We start from the raw sequence: 11,736 nt of genomic DNA on the forward strand, positions 1-11,736 counted from the left end.
GAGCCGCACGCTCCTGTCGGCGACCTGCCTTAAAGTGCGAGGCATGACCCGACAGTCCTACCCACCCGCCCAGCGTGACGACATCGTCGATGACCTGCACGGAACCTCCGTCCCCGACCCGTACCGCTGGCTGGAGGACGCGGACGATCCGGCCACCAAGGAGTGGCTGGACGCGCAGGACGTCCTCTTCAAGAGCACAGAGCTTCCGGGCCGCGAGGCCTTCCGCGAGCGTGTCGCCGCGCTGCTGAAGTCCGGCTCGGTCGGGCCGCCCACCTGGCGCGGCGACCTGCGGTTCTTCATGCGCCGCACCCCGGAGCAGGAGCACGCCGTCCTGTACGTCGCGGACGAGCGGGGCGAGCGGGCGCTGCTCGATCCGATGGCGCTCGACGCGTCGGGGCTGACCACGCTGGACTCCTATCAGCCCGACAAGGAGGGCCGGCGCCTCGCGTACCAGATCTCGGTCGGCGGCGACGAGGAGTCGCGGCTCTACGTGATGGACGTCTCGACCGGCGAGGTCATCGAGGGCCCGATCGACCGGTGCCGCTACTCCCCCATCGCGTGGCTGCCCGGCGGTGAGGCGTTCTACTACGTGCGCAAGCTGGCTCCGTCCGAGGTCCCCGAGGGCGAGGAGCAGTTCCACCGGCGCGTCTACCTGCATCGGGTGGGCACCTCACCCGACGACGACGTGCTGATCTTCGGCGACGGGCTGGAGAAGACGAACTACTACAACGTCTCGGTCTCCCGTGACGGACGCTGGCTGACCGTCTCCGCGTCCCGCGGCACGGCCCCGCGCAACGACCTGTGGGTGGCCGACCTGTCCGCCACGCCGTACGACGCGCCCGAACTGGTCACCGTCCAGGAGGACGTCGACGCGCAGACGGGTCTGTACTTCGGCCGCGACGGCCGGCTGTACGTCTTCACCGACCGTGACGCGCCGCGTGCCCGCATCTGCGTGACGTCCCCGGAGACCCCCGCGTTCGAGAACTGGCGGGACCTCATCCCCGAGGACCCCGAGGCCGTGCTCTCCGACTTCGCGATCCTCGACGACCTGGACGAGCCGGTCATGCTCGCCGGCTGGACCCGGCACGCCATCTCCGAGATCTCGATCCACTCGCTGGAGACGGGCGTCCGGATCGGCGAGGTGCCGACCCCGGGGCTCGGCTCCATCGGCGGCATCACCGAGCGGCCCGAGGGCGGCCACGAGGCATGGTTCTCCTACACGGACAACACCACGCCCCCGAGCATCCGCCGGTTCGACGCGCGTACGGGCGAGACCACGCTCTGGGCCGCCTCTCCGGGAGCGGTGGAGGTGCCCTCGGTCACCACCGAGCAGGTGGTCTACCGGTCCAAGGACGGCGCCGAGGTCCACATGCTGGTGATCTCCCGTGACGGTTCCGGCCCCCGGCCCACCATCCTGTACGGCTACGGCGGCTTCGGGATCACCATGACCCCGGGCTACTCCGCGGCGATCCTGGCCTGGGTCGAGGCGGGCGGGGTCTACGCCATCGCCCAACTGCGCGGCGGCGGGGAACAGGGCGAGCAGTGGCATCGTGACGGCATGCTCGGCGACAAGCAGAACGTCTTCGACGACCTGCACGCGGCGGCAGAGCACCTGATCGCCACCGGCGTGACCACGGCCGACCGGCTCGGGATCTCCGGGGGTTCCAACGGTGGTCTCCTGGTCGGGGCCGCGCTCACCCAGCGGCCCGAGCTGTACGCCGCCGTGGCCTGCTCCGCACCGCTGCTGGACATGATCCGCTACGAGAAGTTCGGGCTCGGCGCGACCTGGAACGTCGAGTACGGCTCCGCGGACGTGCCGGAGGAGTTCGGCTGGCTCTGGGGCTACTCGCCGTACCACCACGTCCGTGAGGGGGTCGCCTACCCCGCGACGCTGTTCACGGTCTTCGGCTCCGACACCCGGGTCCACCCGCTGCACGCCTGGAAGATGGCGGCGGCGATGCAGCACGCCCAGGCCGCCGATCGGCCGGTCCTGCTCCGCAACGAGACCGAGGTCGGGCACGGCGCGCGTGCGGTGAGCCGATCCGTCGAACTGGCGGCGGACCAGCTCGCCTTCCTGGCCCGGCACACCGGGCTGGTCTGACCGGGAGGGGTTACCTGGGGAAGATGACGGTCTTGTGGCCGTCGAGCAGCACCCGATGCTCGGCGTGCCACCGGACCGCCCGGGCCAGGGCCTGGCGTTCGAGGTCCCGGCCGATCGCGGCGAGGTCGTCGGGCGAGTGGGTGTGGTTGACCCGCGCGACCTCCTGCTCGATGATCGGCCCCTCGTCCAGGTCGTGCGTCACATAGTGCGCGGTCGCGCCGATCAGCTTGACGCCGCGCGCGTAGGCCTGGTGGTACGGCTTCGCGCCCTTGAAGGACGGCAGGAATGAGTGGTGAATGTTGATCACTCGTCCGGCCAGCTTGGCGCACAGGTCCTCCGAGAGCACCTGCATGTAGCGGGCGAGCACCACCAGGTCGGCCTGATAGTGATCGACCAGGGCGAGGATCTCCGCCTCCTGCCGCGGCTTGGTCTCCGGCGTGACCGGCAGGTGGTGGTAGTCGATCCCGTACGACTGGGTGAGCGGCCGCAGGTCGGGATGGTTGGAGGCGACGGCGACGATCTCGATGTCCAGCAGCCCCGAGCGCGCCCGGTAGAGCAGGTCGTTGAGGCAGTGGTCGAACTTGCTGACCAGCACCAGCACCCGCGGCTTGACCGCCTGGTCGAACAGCTGGAGATCCATGCCGAACTCCGGGGTCAGCGCGGCGAAGGCCGTACGCAGGTCGTCGAGGGGAAGACCACCGGTGAACTGGACGCGCATGAAGAAGCGGTTGGCGACGGGGTCGCCGAACTGCTGGCTCTCCGTGATGTTGCACCCGTGCCGCGCGAGCAACCCGGAGACGGCGGCGACCACTCCGGGGCGGTCCGGGCAGGAGAGGGTCAGCACATAGTCAGCAGTCATGCCTTGATCCTTGGGTTCTTTGGCGCTCTCGCCTCGAACTGAGCATGATACCGCTCGTCTGGCGGCGGCTCAGTTCTCCACCCCGGCGGCGGGTTCCGTGGTCGGGTCGAGCTCATGTGCCCGCGCCAGGTCGGCCTTCGCCTCGTCGAACCGGCCCAGGTCACGCAGGGCGATGGCCCTGTTGGCGTACAGCGCGGCGTCCTCCTCCAGCTCGATGGCCCGCGTCAGGTCCGCCACGGCGCCGTCGAGGTCACCGGTCTGGTAGCGCAGGATCCCCCGGTTCGCCCAGGCGCCGCCGATCGCCGGATCCCGCGCCAGCGCCGCGTCGAACGCCGCGCGCGCCTCGGCGTACCTCCCGGCGGCGGTCTCGATCTGGCCGAGCACGCCGTGCAGATGCGGGTTGCCGGGATCGATCTCCAGGCCGGCTTCGACGTCCCGCCGGGCCGCCTCGTGCTCGTCGAGCATCGCCAGGACACCCGCGCGGTTCACGAAGGCGTCCAGGAAGACGGGGTCCAGCTCCAGCACGTGGTCCAGGTCGGCGCGGGCACGCTCCAGGTCGCCACGGGACAGGTGCAGCTCGGCCCGGTTGTAGTACGCCTCCGGAAGAGGCGGGCTCACTCTGATCGCGGTCTCGTAGTCGGCGAGCGCGTCGTCCGGCCGGCCCATGGCGAGCAGCAGGTTGCCGCGGTCCAGGTAGTGGTCGGGGAAGCCGCGATCGATCGCGATGGCCCGATCGAAGTCCCGTAGAGCGTCGGCGTTCCTGCCGGACCGCGCCAGGAGCTGGGCCCGGTTGGCGAAGAGGACCATCCGGTGCAGGGGATGCGCGTCCGGGGGCAGATCCCGCTCGGCGAGTTCGATCGCCGACTCCACCAGGCGCATGGCCTCCTCGATCCGGCCCTGCCGCAGCTCGATCAGCGCGCGACCGTTGCGGTCGAAGCCGAGCTTGAACGCCCTCTCCCGGCGATCGGGCAGCAGCGCCGACACCGCGATCGCCTCGTTGATCCACCCCGTGGCCCTGCCGAGGTCACGCCGTGCCGGGTCAGGGTCGCGCGCGTCGAGCATGGCCGTGCCGTACGCGGCCGCGGCGTGGACGGCGGGGTCCACGCTGGTCCGCCGGGCGGACTCGTAGAGCTCGAACGCTTCGTCGCGGCGGCCGATCCCGGCCAGCGCGGTGGCCGTACGGTGGGTGAAACGCCACCAGAGGTCGGAACCCGGCTCGGCCAGGCGGAGCCCGCGCGGGCCGAGCTCGGCCACGGCATGCAGGAACCCCTCGCCGACGCAGTGGTCGACCGCCGCCCACAGCGCGGACACCGCTGCGCCCTGATCGCTGCCCCGTTCACGGTGGTACGGCACCGCACCCAGCAGGTGGTCGTCGGAGAGTTCGGCCGCCCTCTGGTCGTGTGCCCTGGCCCGGTCGCCGGGTGACAGCGCCAGATAGGCCGCGTACGCCTCCGGATCGTCCGTGGTGCCGTCCGAGGCGATGTAGTCCTCGGGCGGCCCGTCCACCGGAGGCGCCCCGCTCAGGACGAGCTCCTCGCTCCACCTGACGGGCGGCTCCGGAGCGCCGAGCGCCACGACGAGGTCGGGGACCCTGCGCATGAGGACGGCCAGCAGTTCACGATCGGTGGGGTCGGCCTCATGCATGTTGTCGACGCGCAGCGCGCCAGGCCCCTGCAGACAGTCCCTCACGAACTCGGCGATGCCGTTGGCGAGGCGCAGCGTCCGGCGGGGGGCGGGCACCAGGATCCGCTCGTCCTCGTGCAGGCGCGCGCCGATGGACTCCTCGCGGGCCCGCACGAGTCGCCGCAGATCGGGGGCGACGGCCCGGATCTCGACACTGTGCGCGGCCACCAGGTCCGGGGAACGCTCCAGCGCGGCCGGGACGAGTGCGCGCAGCACCGCGCCACCGATGGTGTACGGCCCGCGCAACCGTCGATGCCCGTTGATCACGGGCGCCACGGGCGAAGGAAGTTCCAGGGCCTGGAGGGCGGCCAGGCGATCGCGGGAAAGTGTCCCCCGAACCCAGATATGGCGGGAATTCCGCCGGGGGTTCCTCGTCACCCCTTGTGAATCACACTCGACGTTCCGGTGAGCCGCACCGTGCCGGGCTTGCGGACAATGATCTTTTTCATCGTGCCTCTTTTCCGTGACAAGGCACAAGTATTGGCACAAAACGGTAATCCGCAAGGCCCGGCAGGGTGGTTTATCTGATTAGTTGCGGCGAAACAACAGGAGTAAGGTATTTCTCTCCATAAAGCACCACGCTGCCGCCGCGATCCTCACGCCGGACCTCGCGCCAGCCGTACTTCCGGTAGAGCTCGATGGCGGCGCCCTGTTGCAGGGTGGTGTCCCCACGCAGGAGGGAGTAGCCCAGCTCGCGGGCGCGTTCCTCCAGCCGTTCCAGGATCATCGCTCCGAATCCGCGGCGCTGGAACTCCGGATGGACCCGGAGCCGGCACATCTCCACGGTCTCGTCGTCGATGCGGCGCAGGCCGCCCATCGCGACGATCCGCCCGCCGGGCTCCTCGCCGACCAGGAACTCGCCCCGGTCGACGATGTACACGGCGTGGATCCGTGGGAAGTCGTCGTCGTAGTAGACGCCGTCACCCGGCGCCAGGCCGACCTGGGCGAGGCTGATCTGGTGCAACGCCCAGACCTCGTCCAGGTCGGACCAGCGGTATCGCCGGATCCGGAGCTTCCCCGTCACGTCTGCTGCCTGTCCTGCTCGGCGATCGTGGCGACCTCGCTCATGTCCAGCTGGGCGGGAAGGAGGCATTCGCGGAACGACGCCAGCGCGGGGCTCTCGCCGTACTTCGCCTGGACCGCCTTGAGCAGGTCGTACGCCGGGCGCATCACCAGCTCGGTGCGATATTCGCGCTCGATCGCCTCGATGGCACTGCGGCCCATGTCGAGTGCCTCCTCGACCTCGCCCTCGATCAGGCGGCACTGGGCGCGGTCGAACCGGATCAGGGTCTGGTCGAGCAGGTCCTCACCGGAGTATTTGCCGAGCGCCTGCTCCAGGATGAGGTCGGCCTCCAGCGTCTGCCCCAGCTTGACCAGGACGTCGCCCTGGTAGAAGTAGAGCTGGCGCTCGGTGTAACCGAAGGCCGGGTCCTCCTGGTCGTTGCTGCTCATCTGCGCGAACGCCGACCTGGCCCGGGTGAGCGCCCGTTTGGCCTGGTCGACGACGTCCTTCTTCGCGCCGGTGCTGCCGGCCATCATGGCCAGTGCCCTGGCCTCGACGACCGGCGCCATCGTCCTGGCCGCGCAGGGAGTCTGCCCGGCCATGTCCCGGCTCTTCTTCGCCAGCGTGAGGGCCTCACGCGGGTCGCCGTAGTAGAGCGGGACCAGCGCCTCGCGAGCGGTCACCCAGGCGCGCAGCGCGCGGTCGCCCGTCTCGTCCGCGGCGGTGCGGCCGGTGCGGAAGAAAGACCGGGCCATGCGGTGGTCGCCCAGGTCGATCATGATCATGCCGCAGAGCCCGGAGAGCTGCGCCGTCATGCGGCACAGCCGTTCCTGCACATCCACCGGCTGGCGCCGCTCCATCGCCTTGCGCACTGTGGAGTACTCCAGCAGCACGTCGCAGAGCAGGCGTAAAGGTGGCGTGTTCATGTACTGCCTGCCGAAGCCGGTGGTCGTTTGCTCCCACTGGTCCAGCATGCCGGGCGAGACGGAGGCCGAAGCCATCGTCTCGTCCATGTGTCGTCGTATGTTCTCCACCGCACCGAGCACCTGGTCGTTCAGCGTCACACCGCCGGTGCCGGCAAGGAGCTTCAGCAGCGTCCTCCGTAGCACGTTCTCGTCCTCCTCGCCCCCGTCCGCGGAAGGGCTGCCGCCGTCCGGCTGTATCCACAGCTCACGCACATTGGGGGAAGTGTCAGGTATTCCCTCTTCGAAGTCGCAGCCGCGGACCGTGCCGGGCATGCCGTGGCCGTGGCCACAGATGCACGGGCCCTCGTAGCCGAGAGCGGCCGGTTCCACCCGGTAGACGGAACACAGGTAGTGGAGGTACTCCGGGCCGGGCTTCTTCAGCCCCGACTCGTAGGCGGACAGAAGTGTCTCGCCGATCCCGGGGACGGACTTTCCGTCCCGCTCGAAGAGCGCCCGTACCTGTTCGATCACATCCGCGAGTGCGATGCCGTTCGACAGGCGGTGCGCTTTGATCTTGGTCGTGCCGAACTTCGGTCCACACGCAACGTGGATCTCGTCGGCGATCAGAGCCAAGCCTCGCCCGGTGGCCAGGCCTCGGGCCCGGACCTGCCGTGCGATCTCTGTCTCCCTGTGCTGCCTGCCGGACATCCCGGCCCCTCTCTCGCGGTCGGCCGCGCATTGCCGATCGCGTGTCCCGAAGGGTCCTCATCTGCTGACGCAGCGTAACGTGTCTGTCGCGCTGCGACTACACATGAATGATGGACCAGAATTTGCGCGGCCAGGACAAGCGCTTGAACGTGCTGACTAAGGATCGTCCCTCAGCAGGTGGTTTTCTTCAACCTGCTTGGGGGTTTGCCTATCCGCTGAGACGACCGGCCTCGTTGACCCGTTCATGCTTGGTGAGTCATCTTGACCCCACCAGGACCGAATGTGCGGGGACACTCACCCGGCGCATCGGCTCAGTCGAACCCCAAGGAGGACACCGAAGTGGAGGAGGACGATTTCCAGCGCCTGGAACTCCTGGTATCCGAACTCGACTCCCGCGGCCTTCTCGCCCGGGTCGTGCGCACCCAGTCCGGCCGCCCCTTCGTACGGGTGATCAATCCGAACGCCACGAGCCTCGCCGAGAACGTCGTGTGCAGGGCCGCGGACTACTGGTGGTCCTGGGGAGAGCGGATGCACCGGGCGGACGACCCGGCCGGTGCGGCGCGCAAGGTCGCCCGAGTACTCGCCGCGGTGAGCGAATAGCACACCGCGGCTGCGCGGGGCCGGTGGAGTGCACGGTGCGGAGCGGCCCGTGAGGCCGGCCGTGGAGACACGGCTCGCCCGGGACGCTGTGCACCCCCGGCCCCCACATCCTCGTGTACGGCAGGCGCGGCCGTACACGACATGCCGCCGTCCGGTCCGGCCACGCAGGCCGGACCGGACGGCCATCGAGGGGGATCCCCTCCCGGAGAACGGCACGGCGCGCGCGTCCGGGTGCGCGCGCCGGCCCTGCCGTACGTCGCAGTGAAAACCCCGCCCGTCCGTCGCGGCCTCGGGCGCGGGCGATCCGCCTTCCCCGGCGATGTGACGACGGCCGGTTCAGTCTGCACAATGAGTTAGGTTTACCTGCTCCTTGCCGACCGAACCGATCCGGGGGGATCCACCTCGTGTTCCTGTACGCGCCCACTCCGACACCGTCCCCAGAGGGGGACATCTCTGACACGGTGGGTGAGGCGGTCACCGCGGTAACTGAGACGTGCAAGAGCGGCAAGGGCCTGACCTGCTCGATCCTCAACGCGTCCTTCCCCGACGGCGTGTATCCCTGGGTTCCGCTCGTGGCCGGGATCGTCGACGCCCTGCTCACCCTCTGCATGATCCTCGCCATCGCTCTGGTGGTTCGGGGCATCGCGCACCGGCTCATCACCCGGGTGACCCTGCGGGCCAGTGAGGGCGTCCTGCCGGAGCGGCTCAGGAACAAGTCGCTCAACTCGAGCGAGGCGAGCACCGCGATCCTCACCGAGCGCCGCAGACAGCGCGCCGAGACGATGGGCTCGGTGCTGCGGAGCCTGTCCTCGGTCGTGATCCTCGGCACGGCCGCCCTGATGATCCTCTCCAATCTGGGCATCGAGCTCGCTCCTCTGCTCACCAGCGTCGGCATCATCGGCGTCGCGGTCGGCTTCGGCGCGCAGGAGCTGGTCAAGGACTTCATCGCCGGCATGTTCATGCTGCTGGAGGACCAGTACGGCGTCGGCGACGTGATCGACACCGGCGTCGCGACCGGCACCGTGGAGGCCGTCACCCTCCGGATCACCAGGATCCGCGACGCCGACGGCAAGGTGTGGTACGTACGCAACGGCACCATCAGCCGGGTCGGCAACGAGTCCCAGGGCTGGTCGCGGGCCGTCCTCGACGTGCCCGTGCCGTACGAGGCGGACATCTCGGTGGTGCGCGAACTGCTCAAGGACGTGGCCGCCATTCTGTGGGAGGACCCGGAGTACCGCGACGTCCTGCTGGTGGAGGAGCCCCAGGTCTACGGCCTGGAGCAGATCTCCGACAAGGCCGTCATCTTCCGGATCAGCGTCAAGACCGCTCCCGCTCAGCAGTCCGACGTGGCGCGCGAGCTGCGCATCCGGATCAAGCGGGCGTTCGACGAGAAGAGCATGGTCTTCGCCGGCTGAACCTACTGGCCGGTAACTGGCCTAGGCTGAAGCGGTGACAACCTTCTACGAGGCCGTCGGAGGCGAGGACACGTTCCGGCGGCTCGTCCACCGGTTCTACGAAGGCGTCGCCGAGGACCCGGTGTTGCGCCCGATGTACCCCGAAGACGACCTCGCGGGGGCTGAGGACCGGCTGCGCATGTTCCTCATCCAGTACTGGGGCGGCCCCAACACCTACAGTCAGGAGCGCGGCCATCCGCGGCTGCGCATGCGGCACGTGCCGTTCGTGATCGGCGAGGCGGAACGTGACGCCTGGCTGAAGCACATGGACGACGCCGTGCGCTCGCTGGAGCTCGCCCCCGAGCACGAGGAGCAACTGCTGCGCTACCTCGTCTACGCCGCGCACAGCATGATGAACGCATAACCCGCGCGGCCGCGGGGCAGCGATGAGGCATGCGTGAAACCCCCTGGTGGCATGACGCCGTCGTCTACGAGATCTACGTCCGCAGCTTCGCCGACTCCACGGGTGACGGGATCGGCGACCTGGCCGGCATCCGGGCCCGCCTGCCCTACCTCGCCGACCTGGGCGTCGACGCGATCTGGCTGACGCCGTTCTACCGCTCCCCCATGGCCGACGGCGGCTATGACGTCGCCGACTACCGTGACGTCGACCCGCTCTTCGGCTCGCTGGACGATTTCGACGACCTGGTGGCCGACGCGCACGACCACGGACTGCGGCTGATGGTGGACATCGTCCCCAACCACAGCTCGGCGGCCCACCCATGGTTCCAGAAGGCCCTCAACGCGCCGGAGGGGTCACCGGAGCGGGATCGGTACATCTTCCGGTCCTCCCCCGCCGGACGCCCCGGCACGGAGCCGAACAACTGGCTCTCGGTGTTCGGCGGACCCGCGTGGACCCGCCTGCCGGACGGCCAGTGGTATCTCCACCTCTTCGCACCGCAACAGCCCGATTTCAACTGGAACAACCCCGAGGTGCGGGAGGACTTCCTCAGCACCCTGCGATTCTGGCTGGACCGCGGCGTGGACGGCTTCCGCATCGACGTCGCGATGGGCCTGCACAAGGCCGAGGGACTGCCCGACACCACGATCGGATTCGGTGCCCGGTCGCCGATCTGGAGCCGTCCCGAGGTGCACCAGGTCTACCGCGAGTGGCGCGAACTCCTCGATTCCTATCCCGGCGAGCGCGCCGCGGTGGGCGAGGTCTGGACGGATTCGGCCGAGGACCTCGCCCTCTACGTACGCCCGGACGAGCTGCACCAGAGCTTCAACTTCGCCTGGCTGGAGGCGCCCTGGTCGGCCGCCGCGTTCCGCGCCGTCATCGACGCCACGCTCACCGCGATGCCGGCTCCGACGTGGGTGTTGTCCAACCACGACGTCGTACGGCACACGACGCGCTACGCCGAGGGAGCGGACCCGTCGGCCGGACTGGCCCGAGCACGCGCCACCCTCCTGACGATGCTTTTCCTCCCCGGGTCGGCATATCTCTACCAAGGGGAGGAATTAGGGCTAACTGAGATAAAAAACCTTCCCCCCGAAGTTCGCCAGGATCCCGTCTTCTTCCGGACACAGGGGGCGATTCCCGGCAGGGACGGCTGCCGCGTCCCGCTTCCCTGGTCGGGCACGGCCCCGCCGTACGGGTTCGGGCCGGGCGGGACGTGGCTGCCGCAACCCGCGCACTGGGCCGGACTGACCGCCGAGCGGCAGACGGCCGACCCCGGCTCCACTCTGTGGTTCTATCGCAGGGCCCTGGCCGCCCGCCGTACCTTCCGCGGCACCTTGCCGGACACGGTCACCTGGCTGGACTCCCCCGCGGACGCCCTGTTCCTGTCCCGAGGGCGGCTGATCTCCGCCCTCAACTGCGGCACCGAGCCGGTACGGCTCCCGCCCCACGACCGGGTCCTGATCTCCAGCGGCCCGCTGGACGGCGCCCTGCTGCCGCCGAATACGGGGGCGTGGCTGCTGCGGAACTGACGTCAGTCCTCGACGGAGAAGCGCTTCAGGTAGGCGAGTTCGTCCTCGGTGAGCCTGCGGGGACGGGCACCCGCGACGTCGTAGGCGACCATCACCGACCGCGCCCGGACGAAGACCTCCTCGTCGTCCCTGATCTCGTAGGCGAGGGTGAACCGCGCCGGCCTGATCTCGGTCACCCAGGTCTCCACCCGGACCGGGTCCGGCCGGAACGTCAGCGGACGGCGGTAGTCGATCTCGTGCCGGGCGACCACCAGACCCTGATGGGAACGGCCGCCCTCACGGACGGGGTCCACGAACAGCATGCCCAGCCGGGCGTCTTCGAGGTAGTCGAAGAACCGCACGTTGTTGACATGGCCAAGGCTGTCGATGTCCGCGAAGCGGACCTGGCGGTGGAAGACATGTCGACGATCGGCAGGAGGGACAGCACGACCGGCGCCGTCGGAGAGAGGTTGTCCGGACACACCGGAAACCGTATTCCACCCGCGAGCTCC

At 69.3% G+C, this 11,736-nt stretch carries 10 protein-coding genes; 5 read left to right on the plus strand and 5 right to left on the minus strand.

Translation table 11 applies throughout. From position 1 onward, the window contains the following. Positions 1–43 precede the first annotated feature (43 nt). Positions 44–2,101: a prolyl oligopeptidase family protein gene (locus IMZ11_RS19820; RefSeq protein ID WP_228643584.1), complete on the plus strand. Its 2,058-nt coding sequence runs from the start codon at positions 44–46 to the stop codon at positions 2,099–2,101. Between the two features lie 10 nt (positions 2,102–2,111). On the opposite strand, the gene purU is transcribed toward IMZ11_RS19820, so the two are convergent. The 4 genes from purU to IMZ11_RS19840 form a co-directional block, all read right to left on the minus strand. Beyond that, on the minus strand, positions 2,112–2,960 hold the full coding sequence (gene purU, locus IMZ11_RS19825; RefSeq protein ID WP_061260523.1) for a formyltetrahydrofolate deformylase: 849 nt from the start codon (positions 2,958–2,960) through the stop codon (positions 2,112–2,114). 69 nt (positions 2,961–3,029) lie between these two features. After that, positions 3,030–4,919: a tetratricopeptide repeat protein gene (locus IMZ11_RS19830; RefSeq protein ID WP_228643587.1), complete on the minus strand. Its 1,890-nt coding sequence runs from the start codon at positions 4,917–4,919 to the stop codon at positions 3,030–3,032. Positions 4,920–5,163: 244 nt separating this feature from the next. Further along, the gene (locus tag IMZ11_RS19835) at positions 5,164–5,667 is read right to left on the minus strand and encodes a GNAT family N-acetyltransferase (protein WP_061260526.1); all 504 of its coding nucleotides are present in this window, start codon (positions 5,665–5,667) and stop codon (positions 5,164–5,166) included. Further along, positions 5,664–7,259 (minus strand): XRE family transcriptional regulator, encoded by a 1,596-nt coding sequence (locus tag IMZ11_RS19840; RefSeq protein ID WP_228643589.1) that lies wholly within the window; start codon positions 7,257–7,259, stop codon positions 5,664–5,666. Before IMZ11_RS19840 ends, IMZ11_RS19835 begins: the two co-directional genes overlap by 4 nt. 339 nt (positions 7,260–7,598) lie before the next feature. Between IMZ11_RS19840 and IMZ11_RS19845 the strand changes: the two genes are divergently transcribed. The 4 genes from IMZ11_RS19845 to IMZ11_RS19860 all read left to right on the plus strand — a co-directional run bounded on the left by IMZ11_RS19845 (position 7,599) and on the right by IMZ11_RS19860 (position 11,245). Continuing rightward, the gene (locus IMZ11_RS19845) at positions 7,599–7,859 is read left to right on the plus strand and encodes a hypothetical protein (RefSeq protein WP_061260529.1); all 261 of its coding nucleotides are present in this window, start codon (positions 7,599–7,601) and stop codon (positions 7,857–7,859) included. 404 nt (positions 7,860–8,263) lie between these two features. After that, on the plus strand, positions 8,264–9,274 hold the full coding sequence (locus IMZ11_RS19850) for a mechanosensitive ion channel family protein (RefSeq protein ID WP_228643591.1): 1,011 nt from the start codon (positions 8,264–8,266) through the stop codon (positions 9,272–9,274). 34 nt (positions 9,275–9,308) lie between these two features. Next, positions 9,309–9,677, plus strand: a complete 369-nt coding sequence (locus IMZ11_RS19855; RefSeq protein ID WP_061260533.1) for a globin — start codon at positions 9,309–9,311, stop codon at positions 9,675–9,677. A gap of 29 nt (positions 9,678–9,706) precedes the next feature. After that, on the plus strand, positions 9,707–11,245 hold the full coding sequence (locus IMZ11_RS19860) for a glycoside hydrolase family 13 protein (protein ID WP_228643593.1): 1,539 nt from the start codon (positions 9,707–9,709) through the stop codon (positions 11,243–11,245). Between the two features lie 2 nt (positions 11,246–11,247). Here IMZ11_RS19860 and IMZ11_RS19865 read toward each other — a convergent pair whose 3' ends face one another. After that, entirely contained in the window at positions 11,248–11,706 is a 459-nt protein-coding gene (locus tag IMZ11_RS19865) for a thioesterase family protein (protein WP_228643596.1), read from the minus strand. Positions 11,707–11,736 lie beyond the last annotated feature (30 nt).

The sequence above is a fragment of the Microtetraspora sp. AC03309 genome (assembly GCF_020826795.1).
GTDB classification, from domain to species: domain Bacteria; phylum Actinomycetota; class Actinomycetes; order Streptosporangiales; family Streptosporangiaceae; genus Microtetraspora; species Microtetraspora glauca.

What these genes read in the sequence shown, in the direction of transcription:
- IMZ11_RS19820 (WP_228643584.1), top strand. Translation starts at nt 44, where the DNA reads ATGACCCGACAGTCCTACCCACCCGCCCAGCGTGACGACATCGTCGAT.
- purU (WP_061260523.1), bottom strand. Translation starts at nt 2,960, where the DNA reads ATGACTGCTGACTATGTGCTGACCCTCTCCTGCCCGGACCGCCCCGGA.
- IMZ11_RS19840 (WP_228643589.1), bottom strand. Translation starts at nt 7,259, where the DNA reads ATGTCCGGCAGGCAGCACAGGGAGACAGAGATCGCACGGCAGGTCCGG.
- IMZ11_RS19860 (WP_228643593.1), top strand. Translation starts at nt 9,707, where the DNA reads ATGCGTGAAACCCCCTGGTGGCATGACGCCGTCGTCTACGAGATCTAC.